This is a genomic window from Nocardiopsis sp. iso_238 (assembly GCF_056173325.1).
Genome location: NZ_CM149668.1, coordinates 5,505,024 through 5,527,500 on the forward strand (window position 1 = coordinate 5,505,024; position 22,477 = coordinate 5,527,500).

At 71.4% G+C, this 22,477-nt stretch carries 20 protein-coding genes; 7 read left to right on the top strand and 13 right to left on the bottom strand.

Annotated elements, in window-relative coordinates:
- Window positions 1–54: 54 nt before the first annotated feature.
- From AC0VYL_RS24805 to AC0VYL_RS24815, 3 genes are read left to right on the top strand one after another with little or no spacing between them, the layout of a single operon-like run.
- Window positions 55–1,047, top strand: a complete 993-nt coding sequence (locus tag AC0VYL_RS24805) for a Bug family tripartite tricarboxylate transporter substrate binding protein (RefSeq protein WP_475456411.1) — start codon at window positions 55–57, stop codon at window positions 1,045–1,047.
- Window positions 1,044–1,658, top strand: coding sequence for a tripartite tricarboxylate transporter TctB family protein (locus AC0VYL_RS24810; RefSeq protein WP_475481622.1), 615 nt, complete (start codon window positions 1,044–1,046; stop codon window positions 1,656–1,658). The genes AC0VYL_RS24805 and AC0VYL_RS24810 overlap by 4 nt, the downstream gene beginning before the upstream one ends.
- Window positions 1,658–3,199: a tripartite tricarboxylate transporter permease gene (locus tag AC0VYL_RS24815; protein ID WP_475481623.1), complete on the top strand. Its 1,542-nt coding sequence runs from the start codon at window positions 1,658–1,660 to the stop codon at window positions 3,197–3,199. The genes AC0VYL_RS24810 and AC0VYL_RS24815 overlap by 1 nt, the downstream gene beginning before the upstream one ends.
- Window positions 3,200–3,255: 56 nt before the next feature.
- On the opposite strand, the gene hppD is transcribed toward AC0VYL_RS24815, so the two are convergent.
- The 7 genes from hppD to msrA form a co-directional block, all read right to left on the bottom strand.
- The gene (gene hppD, locus AC0VYL_RS24820) at window positions 3,256–4,302 is read right to left on the bottom strand and encodes a 4-hydroxyphenylpyruvate dioxygenase (RefSeq protein WP_475456417.1); all 1,047 of its coding nucleotides are present in this window, start codon (window positions 4,300–4,302) and stop codon (window positions 3,256–3,258) included.
- 246 nt (window positions 4,303–4,548) lie between these two features.
- Complete coding sequence (locus AC0VYL_RS24825; RefSeq protein ID WP_475481624.1) at window positions 4,549–5,568, bottom strand: acyltransferase; 1,020 nt, start codon at window positions 5,566–5,568, stop codon at window positions 4,549–4,551.
- Window positions 5,569–5,725: 157 nt separating this feature from the next.
- On the bottom strand, window positions 5,726–6,433 hold the full coding sequence (locus AC0VYL_RS24830; RefSeq protein WP_475481625.1) for a DUF6518 family protein: 708 nt from the start codon (window positions 6,431–6,433) through the stop codon (window positions 5,726–5,728).
- Between the two features lie 122 nt (window positions 6,434–6,555).
- On the bottom strand, window positions 6,556–7,284 hold the full coding sequence (locus AC0VYL_RS24835; protein ID WP_475481626.1) for a DUF6518 family protein: 729 nt from the start codon (window positions 7,282–7,284) through the stop codon (window positions 6,556–6,558).
- On the bottom strand, window positions 7,241–7,849 hold the full coding sequence (locus AC0VYL_RS24840) for a hypothetical protein (protein WP_475481627.1): 609 nt from the start codon (window positions 7,847–7,849) through the stop codon (window positions 7,241–7,243). Before AC0VYL_RS24840 ends, AC0VYL_RS24835 begins: the two co-directional genes overlap by 44 nt.
- Before the next feature lie 32 nt (window positions 7,850–7,881).
- Window positions 7,882–8,211: a hypothetical protein gene (locus AC0VYL_RS24845; protein ID WP_475481628.1), complete on the bottom strand. Its 330-nt coding sequence runs from the start codon at window positions 8,209–8,211 to the stop codon at window positions 7,882–7,884.
- Between the two features lie 176 nt (window positions 8,212–8,387).
- Complete coding sequence (gene msrA / locus AC0VYL_RS24850; protein ID WP_475456427.1) at window positions 8,388–9,053, bottom strand: peptide-methionine (S)-S-oxide reductase MsrA; 666 nt, start codon at window positions 9,051–9,053, stop codon at window positions 8,388–8,390.
- 100 nt (window positions 9,054–9,153) lie between these two features.
- Between msrA and rarD the strand changes: the two genes are divergently transcribed.
- The 3 genes from rarD to AC0VYL_RS24865 all read left to right on the top strand — a co-directional run bounded on the left by rarD (window position 9,154) and on the right by AC0VYL_RS24865 (window position 12,493).
- On the top strand, window positions 9,154–10,065 hold the full coding sequence (gene rarD, locus AC0VYL_RS24855; protein WP_475456429.1) for an EamA family transporter RarD: 912 nt from the start codon (window positions 9,154–9,156) through the stop codon (window positions 10,063–10,065).
- 113 nt (window positions 10,066–10,178) lie between these two features.
- Window positions 10,179–11,030, top strand: a complete 852-nt coding sequence (locus tag AC0VYL_RS24860; protein WP_475481629.1) for a hypothetical protein — start codon at window positions 10,179–10,181, stop codon at window positions 11,028–11,030.
- A 182-nt stretch (window positions 11,031–11,212) separates the two neighbouring features.
- Entirely contained in the window at window positions 11,213–12,493 is a 1,281-nt protein-coding gene (locus AC0VYL_RS24865) for a hypothetical protein (RefSeq protein WP_475456433.1), read from the top strand.
- A gap of 64 nt (window positions 12,494–12,557) precedes the next feature.
- Here AC0VYL_RS24865 and AC0VYL_RS24870 read toward each other — a convergent pair whose 3' ends face one another.
- Window positions 12,558–13,745, bottom strand: coding sequence for an FAD-dependent monooxygenase (locus AC0VYL_RS24870; RefSeq protein WP_475481630.1), 1,188 nt, complete (start codon window positions 13,743–13,745; stop codon window positions 12,558–12,560).
- A 100-nt stretch (window positions 13,746–13,845) separates the two neighbouring features.
- Window positions 13,846–14,802, bottom strand: coding sequence for a serine/threonine-protein kinase (locus AC0VYL_RS24875; protein ID WP_475481631.1), 957 nt, complete (start codon window positions 14,800–14,802; stop codon window positions 13,846–13,848).
- Window positions 14,803–14,955: 153 nt separating this feature from the next.
- On the opposite strand from AC0VYL_RS24875, the gene AC0VYL_RS24880 reads away from it, so the two are divergent.
- The gene (locus AC0VYL_RS24880) at window positions 14,956–15,978 is read left to right on the top strand and encodes a hypothetical protein (RefSeq protein WP_475481632.1); all 1,023 of its coding nucleotides are present in this window, start codon (window positions 14,956–14,958) and stop codon (window positions 15,976–15,978) included.
- Window positions 15,979–16,086: 108 nt separating this feature from the next.
- Here AC0VYL_RS24880 and AC0VYL_RS24885 read toward each other — a convergent pair whose 3' ends face one another.
- The 4 genes from AC0VYL_RS24885 to nuoL all read right to left on the bottom strand — a co-directional run bounded on the left by AC0VYL_RS24885 (window position 16,087) and on the right by nuoL (window position 22,474).
- The gene (locus AC0VYL_RS24885; RefSeq protein ID WP_475456441.1) at window positions 16,087–17,091 is read right to left on the bottom strand and encodes a polyprenyl synthetase family protein; all 1,005 of its coding nucleotides are present in this window, start codon (window positions 17,089–17,091) and stop codon (window positions 16,087–16,089) included.
- A gap of 140 nt (window positions 17,092–17,231) precedes the next feature.
- Window positions 17,232–18,893: an NADH-quinone oxidoreductase subunit NuoN gene (gene nuoN / locus AC0VYL_RS24890; protein ID WP_475456443.1), complete on the bottom strand. Its 1,662-nt coding sequence runs from the start codon at window positions 18,891–18,893 to the stop codon at window positions 17,232–17,234.
- Complete coding sequence (locus tag AC0VYL_RS24895; RefSeq protein WP_475456445.1) at window positions 18,890–20,527, bottom strand: NADH-quinone oxidoreductase subunit M; 1,638 nt, start codon at window positions 20,525–20,527, stop codon at window positions 18,890–18,892. Before AC0VYL_RS24895 ends, nuoN begins: the two co-directional genes overlap by 4 nt.
- The gene (nuoL, locus tag AC0VYL_RS24900; protein WP_475463248.1) at window positions 20,528–22,474 is read right to left on the bottom strand and encodes an NADH-quinone oxidoreductase subunit L; all 1,947 of its coding nucleotides are present in this window, start codon (window positions 22,472–22,474) and stop codon (window positions 20,528–20,530) included. It abuts the gene before it with no gap.
- Window positions 22,475–22,477 lie beyond the last annotated feature (3 nt).

Here is a 22,477-nt window from a genome sequence, read left to right on the forward strand (position 1 = left end):
CCCCTGCGTCCGCGCACTGGGAGACGTGCACGGACATTCAGGAAGGAGAGGACGATGCGCGATCGTGGCGTGCCGCTCCGCGTGGCGGGAGGGCTCTGTGCCCTCCTCCTCGTCGGGACGGCACTGTACGACGTACGTCAGAGCGCCGCCTCCGGCGACGGGGCCCAGGAGAAGGTGCTGCTCATCGCACCCGCCGGCCCCGGCGGCGGATGGGACACCCTGGCCCGGGAGATGCAGAACGGCCTGCGCGAGGAGGACCTGCGGTACAACGTCGAGGTCCGCAACGCCGAGGGCGCGGGCGGCACCATCGGGCTGGCCCAGACCGTGGGCCGCGACGGCCAGGACAACGTGCTGACCATGACCGGACTGGGCATGGTGGGCGCGGTGGAGACCACCGGGTCGCTCTACACCATGGAGGACGCGACCCCCATCGCACAGCTGGCGTCGGAGTACCTCGCGATCGTCGTCCCCAAGGACTCGCCGTACGAGACCATCGACGACCTCGCCGAGGACTGGAACGAGAAGTCCGGGACCCTCCCCGTGGCGGGCGGTTCCATGGGCGGCGTCGACCAGATCTTCGCCGCGCAGGTCGCCCAGTCCATGGGGATCTCGCCCGGCGACATCAACTACCTCCCGTACTCGGGCGGCGGCGAGACCCTGACCTCGCTGCTCTCCGGGACGTCGGCGGTCGGCTTCGGCACCCTGGGCGACTTCAGCGACCAGATCGAGGAGGACGGCCCGCTGCGCGCGCTCGCGGTTTCCTCCCCCGAACGCCTGGACGGCGTGGACATCCCGACCATGGTCGAGCTCGGCTACGACCTGGAGATGTCGAACTGGCGCGGGGTGATCGCCCCTCCCGGCCTCTCCGAGGAGGAGGCCGACGAGCTGGAGGCGCTGGTGCGCGAGCTCCTGGCCACCGACTCCTGGGCGGACACGCTGGAGCGCAACCGGTGGACCGACACCTACCAGGGCCGCGCGGAGTTCGAGGAGTTCCTCGACGAGGAGGTCGCCCTGACCCAGGAGACCGTGAAGGAGCTGGGACTGTGACGCCCGACGAGACCCGCGTGACCGGGTCGACGGACACCCCGGAGGCCGAGGCCCCCGAGACCGACGCCCCCGCGGCCGAGGCTGTCGAGGCCGCGTCCCCCGAGACCACCGGGGCCGAGACGCTCGACCCCGAGACCACCGTCTGGCGCGGCCCGACCGCGTGGGTCATCCCCGCGCTGGTGGCGGCGCTGGGGGCTGTCGCCCTCTGGGGCGGCCTCACCATCGAGGCGCCGCCCAACGCCACCCGGCCCGGCCCGGGCGCCTTCCCCGGCGCCGTGGGCGTGCTGCTGCTGGTCGTCGCCGCGTGCATGACCGTGGTCAACCTGCGTAACCGGAACACCGGCGACGGCTCCTCCACCCTGGACTGGTTCGAGGGCCGCCCGGTGCTGCTGGTGCTGGCCGGGCTGGTGGTGCACGTGGCCCTGCTGGAGATCCTGGGCTGGCTGTTCGCTGGCGCTCTGCTGTTCTGGGTCGTGGCCTACGCCTTCGGTGCCCGCGCCCACCTGCGTGACGCGATCGTGGCGCTGTCGATGTCCGCGGCGGTCCAGGTCGGCTTCTCGCTCGGCCTCGGACTCAGCCTGCCGGGCGGCTTCCTGGAGATGGTGCTCTGATGGACACTCTGATCAGCCTCGCGGACGGGTTGGCCTCGGCGCTGACCCCGCAGAACCTCATGTGGGCCTTCCTCGGCGTGCTGCTCGGCACCGCCGTGGGCGTCCTGCCGGGCATGGGCTCGGCCATGGCGGTGGCCCTGCTGCTGCCCGTCACCTTCCGTCTCGACCCCACCAGCGCGCTCATCCTGTTCGCCGGTGTGTACTACGGCGGCATGTTCGGTGGCGCCACCACCTCGATCCTGCTCAACACCCCCGGGCAGGCGTCGTCGATCGCCACCACCTACGAGGGCCACAAGATGGCGCTCAAGGGCCGGGCCGCCCAGGCGCTGGGCACGGCGGTGATCGGTTCGTTCGTGGCGAGCGTCATCGGCACGCTGGTCGTGGCTCTGTTCGCCCCGGTGATGGTGGCGTTCGCGCTCAACTTCGGCCCCGGCGAGTACTTCGCGCTGACGGTGTTCTCGTTCGTGGCCGTGGCCGCGGTCGTGTCCGGCTCGGTGGTGCGCGGCATCGCGTCGCTGCTCATCGGTCTGGCCATCGGCATGGTCGGGATCGACGGGCAGAGCGGTGCCGCCCGGTTCGACTTCGGTTCCTCCAGCCTGCTGGACGGGATCGACATCGTGATCGTCACCGTGGGCCTGCTCGCCCTCGGTGAGGTGCTGTACATCGCGGCCCGGGGCAAGTCGGCGCCGAACTTCGCGTCGATCCGCACCGGCCGCCCGTGGCTGGGCCGCAAGGACCTGCGCCGCTCCTGGAAGCCGTGGCTGCGCGGCACCGCTCTGGGCAGCGCCTTCGGGCCGATCCCCGGCAGCGGCGCCGAGGTCCCGACCTTCCTGTCCCTGGGCCTGGAGCGCAAGCTCGCTGAGCGCCGTGAGCGCCGGACCGGGGAGAAGAGCGAGTTCGGCCAGGGCGCGATCGAGGGTGTGGCCGGTCCGGAGTCGGCCAACAACTCCAGCGCGGCGGGCACGATGGTCCCGCTGCTGGGACTGGGCCTGCCGACCTCCGCCACGGCCGCGATCATGCTCGCCGCCTTCCAGCAGTACGGGCTCCAGCCGGGGCCGGTGCTGTTCGAGCGCAACGCCGACCTGGTGTGGACCCTGCTGGCCTCGCTCCTGATCGGCAGCGTCCTGCTGCTGGTGATCAACCTGCCGTTCGCGCCGCTGTGGGCCAAGCTGCTGAAGCTGCCCAAGCCGTACCTGTACGCGGGCATCACGCTGTTCTCGGTGCTGGCGGTGTACGCCATCAACACCTCGATCACGCACCTGGTGATGTTGCTGGCCATCGCCCTGTTGGGCCTGGCGATGCGGACCTTCGGGGTCCCGGTCGCCCCCGCGCTGATCGGTGTGGTGCTCGGGCCGATCGCGGAGACCGAGTTCCGCCGTGCGCTGGCCGCCTCGTCGGGCGACCCGTCGATCCTGGTGGGCAGCGGCATCTCGATCGGGCTGTACGCCCTGGTCCTGGTGGCGGCCCTGGTTCCGGTGATCTCCCTGCTGCGTCGCCGCGCCGCGGACCGCAGGGTCGAGAGGACCACCGAGCGGGTCTGACCCTCCCGTCCCCCAGCGGCCCCCGGGTACCGTTCCCCGGGGGCCGCTCCCGTGTGTCAGTCCTCGCGCCCCTGCTCCACCGCCTCGTACAGGGCCCGGATGTTGCCGCTGCCGAAGGTGGTGGCGCCCAGGCGTTCGATCACCTCGAAGAACACGGTGTTCCTCGGGTGGGTGGAGCGGGCGAAGATCTGGAAGAGCTGGCCGTCGTGGTCCTCGTCCACTAGGATGTCCAGCTCCCGGAGCTCGTCCACCGTGTGTCTACGCAGGTCCAGGCGCTCAGCCAGCAGCCGGTAGTAGGCGCCGGGGGTGGACAGGAAGGCGACCCCGCGCCGCCGCAGCGCCCGCACCGTGCTCACCGCGTCGGCGGTGCTCAGAGCGATGTGCTGGACCCCGGGGCCGCCGTGGTCGCGCACGAAGTCGTCGATGTGTCCGGGGTCGAGGTCCTGGTCCGGTTCGATGAGGGTGAGGGTGACGTCGCCCCCGGCGGAGCGGACGATGCGCGAGACCATCGCCTGCGAACCGACGACGATGCGCTCCTCGAAGATCACCTCGAAGCCCAGGACGCTCCGGTAGTACTCGACCGTGGGATCGAGCCGCCCCGGTGCCAGGCAGACCGCGAGGTGGTCGACGGTGAGCAGCCCGAGGTCGGTCGTCCCTCCCCCGGCCACCGGGGAGAGGCCGGGCAGGCGGCGCACGTCGGTGCCGGGAGGGCGTTCGACGAAGGTGTGCGTGACGTCCCCGAACCCGCCGACGGTGGCGGTGACCACCCCGTCGCGTTCGGTGGGCGCGGCCACCGACTCCGCGCCCCGGGAGACCGCGAGGTCGTGGGCGGCCCGGGCGTCCCCGGCGGTGAGGGCGATGTCCGCGACCCCGTCGCCGTGCGCGCGGACGTAGTCGGCCACCGGGTGGTCGTCGGTGAGCGCCTGGGTGAACACCATCCTGATGTCGCCGGCGCCCACCATGGTGGACCGCTCGGTGTCGTTCTGGACGCTCTCGGCCAGGGTGCCCAACCCGTACCCGTCGCGCATGCGCAGGGCGGCCTTCTCGGCGTCCGCCGTGTGGATTCTGAGGTGGTCGACCGTCAACCCGTGCAGGGCCGTCATGGACTCTCCCCTGGAAGTCGGTGATCCGCGCGCTGGAGGCGCCACGGGATCCCGAGACTATGCAGCGTCCCTCCCCCGGGAAAGGAGCCCTCAGTGGGCGGGAAAGGCCCCCGAGCGACGAAGCGCTGGTCACCCGGCCGAGCCCGTTACCGGTGTGACACAAGGGGTTACCAAAGTTCTTCCGGGGTCCGGCGCGAACCGGGTGGCCCGGTCGCCCCGGGCCGCCTCCCGCGCGGGCCCTCGCCCCTAGACGGTGACGCGCAGGAGGGGGATCCGCTGGGCGACGGCCACCAGGACGAGGCTGATCAGCGTCGTGGCGACGGCGTACCCGGCGGCGATGGTCAGGCCCACCAGCCCGTCGGGGGTCCCGCCGAGGTCCCGCAGCGTGTACAGGACCATGACGTGCACGAGGTAGACCCCGAAGCTCAGCCCGGACAGCACCGCGATCGACCGGTTCACCCGGCTCCCGGGGCCCCGCTTCGCGACCTGGGTGCCCCAGGTGCGCAGCAGGAGGAAGGCGCCGACCGACGCGACGATCACGGTCGGGGACAGGAAGTCGTAGACGTACGCGGCACCGGTCCCCCACTCGCCCGCCGTGGCGGCGGCGCCCCAGGCGCCCAGGACGGTCCCGGTGGTGCCCAGGACCAGGGCCACCGAACCGTGGAGGGCGTCGCGCGGCCCCTGCTCCCGTTCCGCCAGGAGCCAGCCCAGCAGGTAGTAGCCGAGGAACGGCAGGAACCTGGTGGCGGCGGTGACCCCGCCGACCCCGTCGACGAGGGCGGACAACTGGTCGACCATGCCCACCGACAGAGCCGCGCCAGCGAACCACCACAGGCCCGTGCGCGAGGTGTGCGCCACCACCGTGCGGAGGAAGGGCGTGAACACGTAGAGCCCGGCGATGACGTACAGGAAGTACAGGTGGATCGAGGGCGACCCCGAGGCCGCCTGGGCCAGGGAGTCGGGGAACCCGAGGCCGTCGCGCCAGAACTGCCACAGAAGGTAGGCGGCGGTCCACACGAGCAGCGGCACGCCGATCCGGGCCCACCGCTTCCGGTAGAACCCCCGGACGTCCTCGTCGCGCGGGCGCAGCAGGAGCGCACCGCTGATCATGACGAACACCGGTACGCACCAGCGCAGCGCGGCGTCCACCACGTGCGCCCCCCACCAGGTGGGGCCGCCCAGGTCGGTGTAGGTCGTGCTCACGAACGGCGAATAGGCGTGCACCAGCACGACGGCGGCCATGGCGGCCACCCGCGCGAAACCCATCCACGCGGTCTTCGAGACCGTCGGGGCGGCGGGAGGCGGGGCTACGGCGTTTTGGGGGGCTTCATCGACTCGCACACCTTCACCGATATCTGTTCGTTACCTGAAACGCAAGTCAGGATTTCGTTACCCGGGGTCAGTGATCGGGTCTCTTCCGTGGTCAGCGACCCCCTCCGGAGGCCCACAGGAAAATGGAGGAGAACACCGACAGGACGCCGAAGATCACCGCGAACGGCGCGCTGACGACCAGAGCGAACACCTTGGGTGCCAGCCCCCGACACGCCAGGAGGACCAGGACCGCCCCGCAGAGGTCGAAGAGGTACAGGCGCGGATCGACCGACCTCAGCGGGTAGGTCGGAGAATCCTGCCAGACGTACAAGGGAGCGAGCAAGAGTCCGATGATCACCGCAGCGGCCATCACCCGCCGCATGGTCCGCTCAGAACGGAGCCGGAAGCCGAAATGGCCCAGTAGCGCCCCGAAGACGAGGCCGATGACGAGCCACCCCCGGTATTCGAGGTCGTTCTGGGCGTACTCGACGAACCGGGAGCCAACGAAGTGCCCGAGGACCCCGAACAGCAGTGTGGTCGTCCCAGCCAGCGTGGCGTGTCCCGGGCGCGACGCCGCCCAGCCCGCCAGCACCGTGGGGAGGACGAACAGACCGAACGAGACGCTCGGGTACTCGTTCACCTTGAGCACGTACAACGCCGATAACACACCACCCGCCGCGCCCAGCGGAGCGGTCGTGAGCAGCAGAGCCCACAGGTGTCGGTCCCAGAACGCACGAAGCGCGGACAGCGGAGGTTCGGGGCGCTCGTCCAGCCCCAGAAGGCGCACGAGGCTCGAAGCAGCGGTTGCGGTCTCGCTCATCGAATCCTTCCGCCTCGGGCGAGCCCGGGAATCCGGGGGCACGTCGGTGAGGCCCTCACCCTCCGAACCCGACAGCCGGAGCCGATGGCGCGGTGGCCCCGTGGAATCGGGAGTCGATGTGGTCAGTAGTCCCCGCTCGCGACCCACACGAGCATGAAAAGGGCGGCCACTCCGAAGGCCAGCGGCAGGAGGAGCGCCGCCGCGCACAGTACTGCCGTGCTCCGGGTCTTCCAACCTCGGCAGAGCGCAAGCAGCAGCAGGGCCAGGAACACCTCCACAAGCACGGGGACCGGGTGAACGCCGACCCTCCCGGACACCGAGGAGACCTGGAAGGACAGGCACGCGAAAACTGCCACCAGCCCCAGGGGGAGACCGCCCGCGAACCCCCGGGCGAACGTGGACCCCGAGCGGAGCCGGTCCCCGAGAAATCCCAGCAGGGGCCCTACAACGAGGCCCACCAAGACCCACGCCCGGTACTCCAACACGTTGACGTCGTCCACGAGCGTCACCGAGACCATCAGATGTCCCAGGACCGCTGCCAAGTAGACGGACAGGCCGGTGACCGTCGCCAGCCAGGGCCTCGCCGCCAACAAGCCGAGCAGGACGGGAGGCACGACATAGAGGCCGACTGACAGTTCCAGGAACCCGCCGTCCTCGGGATGTAACCCGTTGACGAACGCCGCAAGTGATCCGCAGACGAATCCCGCCCCCAGAGCGAGCGTCAGGAGGAGCCACCGATGACGGATCCCAGGCCACTCCTCACGTGGGGCTTCCCGGCCCGAGGGCTGGCATGATCCGGGGTCTTGGTCAGCCCCTGTCTCCAATGGGTCGCCGGAGGGGGAGCCAGCCATCAGGGACGCCCCCCGGTGAGAACATCTCCCAAGTAACCAAGGCTCTCCTCGTCCTCGAAGTAACCGCTGTGACCAGTGTCTTCCTCTGGGTCGAGCCGGTTGCCCAGAGTCTCACCAGGGTTCTCCGGGTCTGCATAGAACTCCTCCGTATGCAACGCCGTTCCGAAACCATCGCTCGCCATACCGGACAGCTCCCGCGCAGTGTCGATGTCGTCGTCATCGCCCTGGACGATGTGGACATTTTCCTCATCTGCTGGAGTTCGGAGCGGACCAGACGATAGGCCTTGATGTCCTCGGCCCAGAGCCGAAGGACGGCCGCACCGTTCGTCAGAGCGGCCCCGGCCTCACGCCAGGACTCCAGTTCCTTGGCCGAAGCGGAACTGATGTCCCAGGAGACGAGGTCAGTGAACTCGATGGCCGTGTTGGTGAACTGACCATCCAGGCCTTCGGCTCGCCCGTACATCGTCTGACAGATTCCGTCGAGGGTCTCCGCGCCGCTCTCGATGGCCGAGGGCTCGGCGTCGATGTCCGGGGGAAGGCCCAAAGACATGGCGGGGATAGACATGGGGGATATCCGTTCCTACCGGAGGGAGCTGGTCAGGGGAAGTTGATCTGGAGGTCCAGCGCCTCCAGCCCTTCCTGGTAGGCCTCAGCGTTCTCGTGGTCGGTGTCGACGATCTCAATCGTGGCTCCCTGGACGTTCATGGCCAGCCCGATGCCATGGTCGGCCACGGACCGAATGTGCTGGAAGGCGTCCGTCTCGAAGTCACCCAGCCCTGCCGTGACGTGCCGGGAAACCACAGCGCGCAGGTCATCGACGGCGGTCTCGAAGTCGACACCGAGATAGACCATCGCCTCGGACATCTCCTCGGCGAGCTCGGCCTTGGACAGGGATGCGAAGGGGTTGACACCGGCTTCGTCGGACATGGGTCTCCAGGAGGCACGCGGGGGATGGGCGGCCATCACCAAGAGCAGGGGGAGGCACTGCCCATCTCTACCAGGGGGCGACGGTACGTGGCCGGACTCCGGCGTCCGAAGGCCCTTCGATCACGCTTCTGGAGTGCCCTGACCTGGGCCCTGGCCGGATGCGGCCAGGGCCCAGGTCAGTCGTCGCTGGAGGCCACGCCGATGGGGCAGCTGGCGCCGGTGCCGCCGATGCCGCAGTAGCCGTTGGGGTTCTTCGCGTCGGACAGGTACTGCTGGTGGTAGTCCTCGGCGAAGTAGAAGGCCCTCAGCGGTGCGATCTCGGTGGTGATCGGGCCGTGGCCCGCACGGGTCAGGACCGGCTGGAAGGCGTCGCGGGTGGCCTCGGCCGCCTCGCGCTGGGCCTCCGAGTGGTGGTAGATCGCCGACCGGTACTGCGAGCCGACGTCGTTGCCCTGCCGCAGCCCCTGGGTGGGGTCGTGACCCTCCCAGAACACCTTGAGGATCTCCGTGTAGGTGATCAGCGACGGGTCGAAGACGACCCGGACCATCTCGGTGTGGCCGGTCAGGCCCGAGCACACCTCCTCGTAGGTGGGGTTGGGCGTGTAGCCGCCGGCGTAGCCCACGGCGGTGGTGATGATCCCGCGCTCCGCTCCGAGCCTCCAGAAGATGCGCTCCGCGCCCCAGAAGCAGCCCATCGCGACGTCCGCGATCTCGCTGCCCTCCGGGTAGGGCGGGGTGAGCCGGGTGCCCAGCACCGTGTGGCCGAAGGGCACCGGCATCGCGGTGTCCCGGCCGGGAAGGGCCTGGGCGGGGTCGACCATGGTGGTTCTTCTGCCGAACATGTCTCCAGGCTATCCGGCGCGTCCAGGGCTTCCCCGGAGGTTGTCCACAGGCTGGGACGGACAGGAGACAGGCGGGGGGATTCGTCCTACCATTGCCGTTGTGTCGGACTCCAACCGCGGTGTCGCCCTCGGGGCGACCGCCTTCCTCATGTGGGGCTTCGCCGCCCTCTACTGGCCCTTCCTCTCCGATTCGGAACCCGCCGAGGTCCTCGCCCACCGCATGGTGTGGGCGCTCCTCGCCATGTGCGTGTTCCTCCTGCTGGCCCGGCGCGGCTGGTCCTGGCTGCCCCAGGTGCTGCGCAACCCCCGGCAGCTGTTGCCGGTCGGGGCGGCCGCGGTGCTCATCTCGCTGAACTGGTGGGGGTTCATCTACTCGGTCTCCACCGCCCAGACCCTCCAGGCCTCGCTGGCCTACTTCATCAACCCCCTGATGACGGTCTGCCTCGGCGTGGTCCTCTTCTCCGAACGCCTGCGCACCGCCCAGTGGGTCGCGGTGGGGCTCGGCGTGGTCGCGGTCGGGGTGATGACCGTCGCCTACGGCTCCACCCCGTGGCTCTCGCTGCTGATGGCCACCTCGTTCGCCGCCTACGGCGCGGTGAAGAAGTACGTGAGCCTCGACGGCATGCAGAGCCTGACGGTCGAGACCCTGGTGATGTTCCTGCCCGCGCTGGGGTTCGTCGTCTACCTGGAGGCCACCGGGGCGGGCACCGCCCTGTCGGTCTCGCCCGGGCACACCGCGCTGTTGGTGGGCGGCGGGTTCGTCACCGCGCTTCCGCTGCTGCTGTTCGGTGTGGCCGCCCGCAAGGTGCCGCTCAGCGTGATCGGCATGCTCCAGTTCATCGCGCCGACCATGATCTTCCTGATCGGCTGGCTGGTCCAGGGCGAGGAGATGCCGCTGAGCCGGTGGATCGGGTTCGTCTTCGTCTGGTTGGCCGTGTGCGTCTTCGTCTTCGACCAGGTGCGCAGCTCGCGGGCCCGGGCGGCGGCCCGTCGTGAGGCCGTCAGACCCTGACCCCGACAGTTTCGGTCAAACAAAACTACCCTCCGTGACACTGTGCTAACGTCAGGTCGTGGGCGCCGGGCTCTGCCCCGCCCCGACCTGGTCACACGTCCCGGAGGGCCCCCTTGATTCCTCGCACCAGCCGAACCGGCACGCTCCGTGCCGCCTCGGCCGCGTGCGCGGTGGTGCCCTCCGCGATCGTCCCGCCCCTGGTGTTGGGCGCCCTCCTCGCCGTGCTGTGGCTCTTCGGCGCCGCACCGGCGCAGGCGGACACCGCGGCCCTGGGCTCGGGTGCCCTCGGGACCCCGGTCTCCGAGACCGCCTCCGCCACGGGCGAGGCCCTCGGGCTGGGCGAGGCGCCGAGGTTGGGCCTCGTGCCCGAGGAGGTCACCGCGCCGGTGGCCACCACCCTCGGCACCGTGCACCAGCGCCTGGAGAAGGGCACCGCCGACACCGCAGAGGCCGCCGTCAGCCTGCCCGAGCCCGCCGTGGCCGAGGTGCGCGGGTTCGTCGCGGAGATCGACCGCCGCGGGGACACGGCCGAGCACGGCCTGGTCCAGGGCCTGCCGCTGTCCGAGCCCGGTGCGCCCCGTGAGACGGACGCCCCGGAGGAGACCGGGGAGGACCGGGTCTCCGAAGAGGACGCGGACCCCGAGCGCGCCGAGCGGCCCGAGGGCCACGGCGTCCCCGTGCCGCCCGCGACCACCTCGCACCAGGCCGCCGCGACACCGAGCTCCGGGACGGACGACTCCGAGCGCGAGGACGCCGACGGCGCCCCCGACCACCAGCGCGTACAGCCCGCCACCGGGTCTCCCGCGCCCACCGCCAACGGACCGGCCCCCGTGCCCTCCGTCGCCGGTTACCTCTCGGCGGCGCCGCTTCCCGCGCCCACCGCCGACGCCGTGCGCCTGGCCGCGCACCGGCTGCACACCGTGCCCGCCGACCCGGCCGACGACCTGACGGTCTCGCCGGACTAGCGAACGGTCCCGCCCCGGGCGCCTGAGGCGCCCCCGGACCGTTCCCAGCACGTTCCTCCTGGGAGCTGACCTGAGTCCCGTGCCCTCGTTCACGTGATTCACGTCAGCCGGTGGTCCGCCCCGGCTCCGCACGGCCGCCCGGCCGTCCCGTTCATCCAGAGCTTCACCAGGGAAGGAAAACCATGACGCACACCAAGCGCTTCTCCGCCCGAGCCGTACTCCTCGTCACGGGTACCGCGGGCTTCGTGGCCCTCGGCGCCGGTGTCGCCGGAGCCGAGGGCCTGGCCACCCCGGCCCAGGAGCTCGCGCCCGTCGTCGAGCGCGCGCTCGTCGAGGGCGTGGCCCCGGCCGTGAACACGCTCGCCCCCGAAGGCGTCACCCCGATCGCCGACCGCGCGCTGGCCGAGCTCCAGGAGACCGCCAAGGCCGAGAAGCCCGCCCCCGACCTGGGCGCCGTCCTCCCGGACTCCCCGCTCTCCGAGACCGTCACCAAGACGCAGGACGCCACCGGCCTGGACGGCGACCCGCACGACACCGTCGGCCACACGGTGGGACGGCACCTGGAGTCCACGGCCCAGGACGCCGGAACCGCCGTGGAGGACACCGCCCGTCAGGCGGGCACGACCACGGAGTCCACCGCCACAGAGGTGCTGCCCCACACGGTCCAGGCCGCCGCCGACCTGCGTGACGAGATGCTGGTCCTGCCCGAGTTGGACACCACCCGGCTGCCGAGCCTGGAGGAGCGCCGCCTGCCCGAGCTGAGCGAGGCGCCCTCCCTGAACGACGTCGCGGGCAACGTCACCGACCTCACCGGTGACAACGCCCTGGTGCTGAACGAGCTCAACCCGGTCAGCGCCCTGTCCGAGCCCCGTCCCACGCCCGTCCACACGAGCGCCGCCGTCCCGCCCGAGGGCGCCGACCTCACCGCGCCCAACATGTGGGACCTGGCCGCCGCCTTCGGCCTGGAGACCCCCGACCAGCTCCAGGACGTCGTCGAGGCCACCGAGCTGACCGCCGACAACTACGTGAACCTCGGTGAGGAGGAGGTCCTGGGCATGGTGGGCAACCGCGCCTGGGAGGACCGCGACCTCACCACCGTTCCGCAGAGCTCCCCCGCGGCCCCCGCGACCCTCGCGGAGGCCCCGGAGGCGCCCCGCGTCACCGACCTGACCGACGCCCTGATGACCGGCGCGTCCGACCTCGGCTCCGCGGAGCCGGTCTCCCTCCAGGGTCCGCTGGCCGACGCGCAGCTGCCGCAGGTCGCCGAGGGCATCGACACCACCACCGCCGAGGACCTGGTCCACGGCCTGAGCCGGGGCACGGACCTGCTCAACGACCTGGACACCAGCGACCTCGTCTCGATCGAGGGCGGCACCGCCGAGCAGGAGACCCCCGAGGGCATGGTCCAGCACCCCACCTTCATGGACCTGCCGGGTTCCGAGGCGCTCCCCCTCGTCAGGTAGTCCTCCCCGTACCGTCATCGCGGCGCCGCCCCACGCACCGGGGCGGCGCCGCCGTCGTGTCCGCTCACTGCGGGACGTGCTCCGCGAGCGGGAACTCGTAGGCCCGCCGTAGCGCGGGTGTCGTCCCGACGAGGGAGGAGAGCCGGGTGAGGCCGCGCAGGGCCCACGCGCGCGCCCTCAGCCCGGCCGGGCCGGTGTCCGGGGCGGCCACCGCGGTGTTCGTGCCGCCCATGGCCAGGTTGGCGTCGACGAACGCGCGCATCGCCCGCTCATAGGCGGGGAGGGCGGCCCGGTGGTCGCCGCCCGCCCGGACGATCGCGCCGCCGAGGACGCACGCCCCCACCAGGGCGAGGGTGCTGCCCTGGCCGGTCATCGGGTCGGGGCAGTAGCCAGCGTCCCCGAGCAGGGTCACCCGGCCCCGGGTCCAGGTGCCCATGCGGATCTGCGCGCTGGGTGCCACGTGCACCGCCGGTGCGTCCTCCATGGCGGCGAGGACCCGGGCGGTCCCCTCGCCGTCGCCCGCGAAGCGTTCCCGCACCGCGACCAGATGCGCCTCGGGGTCGGTCACGGGGTCCCGGTCCCGTGTGAGGATCGTGCACTCCAGTCGCGCGGGATCAGGCAGGGGGGCGAGCAGCACGCCGCGCCGGGGTCTGATGCGTCCGACCACGTGGCCGGTGGGGGCGCGGTGGCGGTCGAGGTCGAAGAGGACGAGGTTGGTGCCCAGGTACCGCCGGAAGGCGTCCTCCGGGCCGAAGACCAGTGAGCGGAGGCGGGAGTGCATGCCGTCCGCGCCGACGACGAGGTCGAAGGAGCGCGGTTCCCGGTTGCGGAAGTTCACGGTGACCGCGTCCTCGGACTCGTGGAGCGCGGTCACAGAGTCGTCGAACAGGTACTCGACGTCGTCGCGGACGTGCCGGTGGAGCACCTCGCACAGGTCTCCCCTGCGGAGCACGAGCCCCGGCTCGCCGGAGACGAGGGTGGGCACACCGGGGATGACCACCTCCCGGCTCCCTCCGTAGTCGAGGTGGATCCCGTCCGGTGAGGGGACGCCCAGCCCGCGGAGCTCCGCCAGGAGGCCCATGCGGCGCAGGGCGTCGACACCGGCGCCGTCGATCTGGAGGCGGTGGCCGCCGTCCCGCACCGCCGGAGCCCGTTCCACGACGGTCGGACGCATGCCGTGGCGGCGCAGCCAGTGGGCCAGGGCGGGACCGGCGATCCCTCCGCCGGAGATGAGGACGCGTGCTGGGGTCATGTCGGCCTCCCGGTAACGAGCGCAGTGATTTGATTGTACGTACGTTCAAATTCTCGTCAATGCCCCCGCCCCGGGGACACCCCCGACTCAGCCCGGAGGGTCAGTGCCCCTGCGGCCGGAGCAGGGTGAGGGGCCCCGGCCACCGCCAGGACCACCGCCCCCGGCGCTCCGGGGGCCGCGCGCTCCCCGGCCAGCCGCGCCCCGCCGCGGCCACGGCCTCCTCGGACGGCTCGGCCTGCCCGGTCAGCTCCCGGAGCAGGTCCCCGACCCCCGGCCGCCGGTCCGGGTCCTTGTCCAGCGCCGCCGCCACCGGGGAGAGCAGATCGGCGGGGACCCCCTCCAGGTCGGGCTCCTCCCAGAGCACCCGCCCCGCCACCTCCTGCGGCGTCCCCGTTCCGAAGGGCTCCCGGCCCGTCGCGGCCAGCGCCGTCAGCGCGCCCCAGGCGAACACGTCCCCGCCCGGCGCGGAGACCCCCTCCCGGTACCTCTCGGGCGCGATCCAGCCCGAGTCCCCGCACGGTCCGCCGGTGCGGCTGAGCACGGTCGCGTCCAGGGCTCGGGCGATCCCGGCGTCGAGCACCCTCGGGCCCCCGGACGTGAGGAGCACGTTGCCCGGCCGCAGGTCCCGGTGGACCGCGCCCCGGCTGTGCAGCGTCCGCAGGGCGTCCAGCGTCCCCACCGCGACACCCAGCAGGGCGCCGCCGCGCAGCGGCCCCCCGTGCCGGACCCACCGGTCCAGAGCGGGCCCGGGGACCAGCTCCGTCGCCAGCCACGGACGCGGCGCGTCCGGGTCTGCGGTGAGGAGGCGGGCGACGAACGGTCCCGAGATCCCACGGACCAGGTCGACCTCTCTGCGGAGCCGCGCCCGGAAACCGGGGTCCTCCGCGAACCCCGAGTGGAAGACGCGCAGCGCGAAGGGCTGGGAGTCGTGCCCCAGCGCCGCGTAGACGGTGCCCGACCGCCCCTCCCCCAGCCGTCCGGCCAGCGTGTGCCCGCCCACCCGCTCGGGGTCGCCCGCGGCGAGGGGCTCGGGGCCGGTGAACCAGCGGTGCGGCATGGGTCCGCCCTTCCGTCGGGGACCGAGGGGACGTCACCGGGTGAGACGTCGGAAGGGCGCTGGCGGTTGCGGCCCTCACCCGATCCTCGAACCGTTGCCGTTTCGATCCCGTAAGTCGCGTTCGTCCTCTTCACGGAGCACAAGAATCAGGACATGGTTCTCAACAAGCTCCTCGGCCGGAGCGATGATCAGGTCGTGCGCAGACACGGCCTCACCCACGGCGACGCCTGGCACGACCCGGAGCTCACCGCGGCCCTGCCCGCCGTCCTCGACGGCGACCTCACCGCTGGGCTGGCCCTCCTGGCCGTGAACGACCCCCAGCTGCGCGCGCTGCGCCTGCACGTGCTCTCCAAGGAGGGCACCGCGCTCCTGGACGCGCTGGAGGCCGGGATGGACCAGCCGGACCCGGAGCCGGACCTGCTCATGTGGGCGGGCGTCACCCGGATCAAGGCCGCCTGGGAGATCCGCTCGGGCCGATGGGCCAAGGACGTCGGGCACGACCGCTTCGAGCTCTTCCGGGAGACGCTGGCCTCGGCCTTCGAGCCGCTCGCGTACGCGGCCCGGATGAGCCTGACCCCCACGGCCCTCGACCAGCTCCAGTGGTTCGGGCTCGGGTCCGGCCTGCCGCGCGAGGAGCTGGACCACATGTGGGAGCGGATCGTCGAACTCGACCCGCGCCACCACGCCTCCCTGGAGTCCCGGCTCCAGGTGCTGTGCCGGAAGTGGTCGGGCTCGGAGGAGCAGATGTTCGCCTTCGCGCGGGAGGTGGCCCGGGAGGCCCCGGCCGGGGACCGCTCCCTGGTCCTGGTCCCCCAGGCGCACTACGAGAAGGCCATCTACTGGATCAGGGAGCAGGAGGCCGAGACCGTCAGCGAGACGCGCGACCTGCTCACGATCCACTACACGGAGACGGCGGTGACGGCGGAGATCGTCGAGGCCGCCGACCGCTGGCTGGAGGGCGACCCGGACTACCCCCTGGTGGCCCGCGACGCGCACGCCTTCGGCTCCGCGCTCACCCTGTGCTTCGAGGACGAGCGCGCGGCGGCCGCCCTCGAACGGGCCGGGACCGTCGTCCCCTTCGGCCAGGGCAACCTGTGGGGGTACATGTCCCGGAGTCCGGCGGCCGAGTACGCGCGGACCCGGAAGAGGCTGGGCGTCCCGCTGCCCGCCGTCTGAGCCCCCGCGCCCCGGCCAGGGTGCGCGCCCCGGTCCTCCCCCGCACGCACGCGGGCCCCGCCGGGAACCGTGGTTCCGGGCGGGGCCCGCGACGTGTCTGGGGGCGGATCAGCCGGAGCGCTCCACCACGTAGTCGCACAGGGCCAGGAAGGCGTCCCGCGCCGGGATGTCCGGCAGGGTGGACAGTTCCGCACGGGCCTTCTCGGACCAGCCGCGCAGGGTGGCGTCGGCCTCGGCCATGGCCGGGTGCGGACGCAGCAGGCCCAGGGCCTCCTCGGCCTCGGCGTCGACCAGCGGGCGGCCCAGCAGCGACTTCAGCCGCTCGTCGGCCGGGTCCTGGGAGCGCATCGCGTAGAACATCGGCAGCGTCAGCACGCCCTCGCGCAGGTCCGTGCCGGGGACCTTGCCCGAGTCGGCGCTCTCGCTGGCCACGTCCAGGATGTCGTCGGCCAGCTGGAACGCCATGCCCAGCGCGTCGCAGGCGCGGGTCAGGGTGCTCACCGTCTCCGGGTCGACCTTGCCGAACATGCCGCCGAACTCGGCCGACGAGGCGATCAGCGACGCCGTCTTGTCGTCGATGACGTTGAGGTAGTGGTCGAGCGGGTCGATCCCGTCACGCGGCCCGGAGGTCTCCAGGATCTGCCCCTGGACCAGGCGCGCGAAGGTCTCGGCCTGGAGGCGGACCGCCTCGGTGCCCAGGTCCGCGAGCATGGTCGAAGCTTTGGCGAACACGTAGTCGCCGGTGAGGATCGCGATGGTGTTGCCCCAGCGCTGGTTCGCGCTGGGCTCGCCCCGGCGCAGCTCCGCCTCGTCCATCACGTCGTCGTGGTACAGGGTGGCCACGTGGGTCAGCTCGACCACGGCCGCCGCCGGGATGAGGTCGGGGACCCGGGGGTCACCGAAGTGCGCCGCGAGCAGCACCAACATGGCGCGGAAGCGCTTGCCTCCGGCGGCCAGCAGGTGGGAGGCGGCCTCGGTCAGCATGGGGTCGCTGGACCGCACCGACTCCCTCAGCAGCTCCTCGACCTTCTCCAGGTCGTCCTGGACCTCCCGGGCGAGGGTCGGGTCGACTCTCGGCAGAGCGAGAAAACCGCTCGGGACAGCACCGCTCACCGTAAAGCTCCACCTGTTGAACGGGCGTGCTGGTGGCCCCCTCGGGAGGGGGCCACCACACGCTCAGCACATGAACATGATCCGACTTGCCACGGTATCCGACCCGGAATGAAGGTCCAAAGCCACACCCGGGTCGGCGCTCACTCGTCGGCGGATACCTCCGTGACCTGGTCGACCATCACCGCGGCCGGTTCCTGACCCGGCTCGCCGGACGGCAGAAGGGTGTCCAGGACGGGCCCCGGGAAGATCCCGAGCGCCAGAGTCGCCGCCACACCCACAGTGATCACGCCGCCGGTGAGCACTCCGGCACGGGCCACCGTGGGACCCTCGCCCTCGGAATCCCGGAAGAACATCACAACGATGATCCGCACGTAGAAGTACGCGGTGACGGCGCTGCTGAGCACACCGATGACGACCAGCGGAGTCGCTCCGGCCGCCACGGCCGCCTCGAACACCGCGAACTTGCCGATGAAACCGCTGGTCAGCGGGATACCGGCGAAGGCCAGCAGGAACAGCGACAGGGCCAGGGCCAGCCCGGGGGAACGGCGTCCGAGCCCCGCCCACCGGTCGAGGTCCCCGAGCTCCTGCCCGCCGTCCCTGGTACGCACCAGGGTGACGACGGCGAACGCGCCCAGCGTGGTGAACCCGTAGGCGGCCAGGTAGAACATGGCGCCCGCGAGGCCCTCGACGCTGCCCGCGACCACGGCGGTGAGGATGAACCCGGCGTGCACCACCGAGGAGTAGGCCAGCAGCCGCTTCACGTCGCGCTGGGTCACGGCCACGATCGCGGCGACGACCATCGTCAGGATGGCCACCGTCCACAGCATCGGCTCCCAGATCGCCACCGAGGTGCCGAACGGCACGAAGAACACCCGCAGCAGGGCGCCGAAGGCGGCGACCAGGGTGCAGGAGGCCATCAGCGCCGTGATCGGGGTCGGGGCGCCCTGGTAGACGTCCGGCTTCCAGTTGTGGAAGGGCACGGCACCGACCTTGAACAGCAGGCCGATCGCGACCAGGCCCACGCCCATGAGGAGCAGCGGCTCACCGTTGCCGTCCTGGAAGATCTCGGCCCCGCCGGACTCCACGGCCTGGCGGATCACGCCGAAGTTCACCGAACCCGCGTAGCCGTAGACCATGGCGATGCCGAACAGGAAGAACGCCGAGGAGAACGCGCCCAGCAGGAAGTACTTGACCGCGGCCTCCTGCGAGAACAGGCGCCGCCTGCGGGCCAGCCCGCAGAGCAGGTACAGCGGGAGGCTCATGACCTCCAGCGCGATGAACATGACCAGGAAGTCGTTCGAGGCCGGGAACATGAGCATGCCCAGCACCGCGAACAGCACCAGCGGGTACACCTCGGTGTGCTGCGAGCCCGCGAGGATGTGCGTCCGCTCCTCCTCGCTGCCCGGGACCGTGGCGGCCTGGGCCGAGAACGCGTCCCGGCCGTCCCGCCGCTCGGCGATCAGCATGAGGCTGATCAGGGCCAGCACGGTGATGGTGCCCTGGAAGAAGAGCACCGTCCGGTCCACGGCCAGCACGCCGTTGGCGATGGTCGTGCCGTCACCGACCGCCTCCACCTGGAGGACCAGCAGGACGAACGCGCCCAGCAGGGCGACCGCCGCCAGGGCGATCTGCGCGGTGCGGCGGGACCCCTTGGGCCAGAAGGCCTCCAGGAGCACGCCCAGCACACCGGCGCCGAACAGCACCAGGAACGGTGCGAGCAGCCACCAGTCCAGGACCGGCGGAGCCTCGGTGACTCCGTGGAGCGCCGGGGGCGCCCCGTCCGCGAGATTGAGGGGGATCACTCCTCGTCTCCTTCCGCGTCGCCGTCCGCGACCGCCACCTCGGTGTCGGCCGGGGCCTCCACGGTGCGTTCGACGGCGGGGTTGATCACGTTGAGCAGGGGCTGCGGGTAGACGCCGAACGCGATGATCAGGGCGATCAGCGGGGCGACCGCCCAGGTCTCACGCCCGGACAGGTCCGGCAGGGCGGACAGCTTCTCCGGGGTGGGACCGGTCATCGTGCGCTGGTACATCCACAGGATGTAGAGCGCCGCGAGGACCACGCCGAGCGCGGCGATGACCGCCGGTACCGGGCTGAAGGCGTACACGCCGACGAACACCAGGAACTCGCTGACGAAGGGCGCCAGGCCCGGCAGCGCCAGACCGGCCAGACCCGCGATCAGGAAGACCCCGGCCAGCTTGGGCGCGACCTTCTGGACGCCCCCGTAGTCCTCGATCCGCGCGCTGCCCCGGCGGGCGACGAGGAAGCCCACGATCAGGAAGAGCGCGCCGGTGGCGAACCCGTGGTTGACCATGTAGAGGGCGGCCCCGGCCTGGGCCTGTTCGGTCAGGGCGAAGATGCCCAGGGTGATGAAGCCGAAGTGGGACACCGACGTGTAGGCGACCAGGCGCATCATGTCGCTCTGGCCGATCGCGAGGATCGCGCCGTAGAAGATGCTCACCAGGCTGAGCGCCACCACGGGCCACACGAACCACGACACGGCCGCCGGGAACATCTCCAGGCAGTACCGGAGCATCCCGTAGGTGCCGACCTTGTCCAGCACGCCGACCAGCAGAACGGCGGTGCCGGGGCTGGACGACCCGGCGGCGCCGGGCAGCCAGGTGTGCACGGGCCACATCGGGGCCTTGATCGCGAAGGCGATGAAGAACCCGAGGAAGAGCCAGCGGGCGGTGGCCGGGTCGACGGCCGCGAGGGCGCCGCCCGGGTCGGTGAGCTCGGTCCACAGGAAGGTCCCGCCGATGACGTACACGCCGATCACCGCGACCAGCATGATGAGGCCGCCGGCGAGGCTGTACAGCAGGAACTTCATGGCCGCCTTGGCGCGGTCGGCGCCGCGTCCGTAGCGCCCGATCATGAAGTAGACCGGGATGAGCATGACCTCGAAGAACACGTAGAACAGGAAGACGTCGGTGGCGGCGAAGACACCGATCATCATCGCCTCGAGGGCGAGGATGAGCGCGAAGTAGCCGCGTCCGCCGTCGTCCCGGTCGTCGTGTTCCCGCCAGGCCGCCAGCACCACGAGCGGCACGAGGACCACGGACATCAGGATCAGCGCGAGGGCGATGCCGTCGACGCCGACCGCGAAGTGGATCCCGAAGTAGGGGATCCACGGGTAGACCTCCTCGAACTGGAGGCCCCCCGCCCCGGAGGTGTCGAAGTTCAGGGCCATGGCCACGACCAGCAGGAGGGTCGCGACGGAGAAGCCCAGGGCCAGGCGCTTGGCGGGCTCGGCCGAGGCCGCCCCGCCCGTGGCGGGACGGGCCTTGGTGGCCGTGGCCGTGCCGGAGCCGGACTCGGCGCCGACCGAGGCCGTGGCACCGCCCGACGCCGCCGGGGCCTTGACGCGCGGCAGCGCCCAGATGACGGCCGCGCCGATCGCTGGGAGCGCGATCGCGAGAGTGAGCCAGGGGAACATTTAGAACCTCACAACCAGCGTCGCGGCGACGATCACGGCGCCGAGGAGCATGGTGAGCGCGTAGGTGCGGGCGAACCCGGTCTGTGTCCTGCCGAGTCCGGTGGAGGAGTCTCCGACCCCGGCACCGATCCCGTTGACCGCGCCGTCGATGACCTTGTCCTCGATGACGACCAGGGCCCTGGTGAGCACCTGGCCGGGGCGCATGAACAGGCCCTCGTTGATCTCGTTGCCGTACAGCTCGTTGCGGGCCGTGTCGGTGACGAGGTTGCCCTTGGGCGCGGTGCGCGCCACGGGCCTGCGCAGGTACATGAACCAGGCCAGGGCGACGCCCAGGACCAGCACGACCAGGGCGGCGATGCCGTAGGGCGCGGTGAAGGCGTGGCCCACGGTGAAGTGGTGCGGCTCGGCGCCGATGGCCGGGGCGAGGAAGCCCGCGAACCGGTCGCCGAAGACCAGGAAGGCACCGAGGGCGACCGACCCGATCGACAGCACCACCATGGGGGCGGTCATGCTCACCGGTGACTCGTGCGGGTGCACGCCCTCGTCCCAGCGCTTCTCACCGAAGAAGGTCATGAAGACCATCCGCGACATGTAGAAGGCGGTGAGCGCGGCGCCCGCGATGATCGCGGTGCCGAAGACCGCCCCGGCGGTCCCGCCGATGCCGAAGGCGGCGGAGATGATGCTCTCCTTGGTCCACCAGCCGGACAGGAACGGGACGCCGATGATGGCGAGGTAGCCGAGGCCGAAGGTGGCGAAGGTGATCGGCATCTTCGACGCCAGGCCGCCGTACCGGCGCATGTCGACGCCGTCGTTCATGCCGTGCATGACCGAACCGGCGCCCAGGAACAGCCCGGCCTTGAAGAAGCCGTGCGTGATCAGGTGGGCGATGGCGGCGACGTAGCCGACCGGGCCGAGCCCGGCGGCCAGCACCATCATGCCGATCTGGCTCATGGTCGAACCGGCCAGGGACTTCTTGATGTCGTCCTTGGCCGAGGCGATCAGGCCGCCCGCGATCATGGTGGCGGCGCCGACCGTCATGACGACCGTCTGCGCCACCGGGGCGCCCTCGAAGATCGGTCCGGCGCGCACGATCAGGTACACGCCGGCGGTGACCATGGTGGCGGCGTGGATGAGCGCCGACACCGGGGTCGGGCCCTCCATGGCGTCCAGCAACCACGCCTGGAGCGGGAGCTGCGCGGACTTGCCGCAGGCGCCCAGGAGCAGGAGCAGGCCGATGGCGAGGAGGACGCCGTCGCTGGCGCCGGGGACGGCCGCGAAGACGTCGCTGAAGCTCACCGCGCCGAGCACGGTGAACATCACCATGATCGCCACGAGCAGGCCGACGTCACCGACCCGGTTGATCAGGAACGCCTTCTTGGCCGCGGTGGCGGCCGTGGGCTTGTACTGCCAGAACCCGATGAGCAGGTAGGACGCGAGGCCCACACCCTCCCAGCCGAGGAAGAGCAGCACGAAGTTGTCCGCGAGGACCAGCACGAGCATGGCCGCGACGAACAGGTTGAGGTAGGCGAAGAACCGCCGCCGGGCCGGGTCGTCGGCCATGTAGCCGAGCGAGTAGACGTGGATGAGCGAGCCCACGAAGGTGATCAGCAGGACGAAGCTGATCGAGAGCGGGTCCACCAGGAGGTTGATCCGGGCGGAGAAGTCACCCGCCGCGAACCACTCGTAGACCGGCACGGAGACGGACCGCTCGGCCGCGTTCCGGCCGAGGAGGTCGAACAGGGCGAGGACCGCCCAGACGAAGGAGCCGATCGGCAGGGCGGTGGCCAGCAGCGGCCCCCACCCGTTGGTGCGCCGCCCGCCCAGCAGCAGGATCGCCGCGCCCACGAGTGGCAGGGCGATCAGCAGCCAGGCGTTCGACAGCACCGCGCTGTCGGCCGTGGTCGCCACCACGGGATCGGCGGCGAGGTACGCGTGATGTTGTGTCACTGC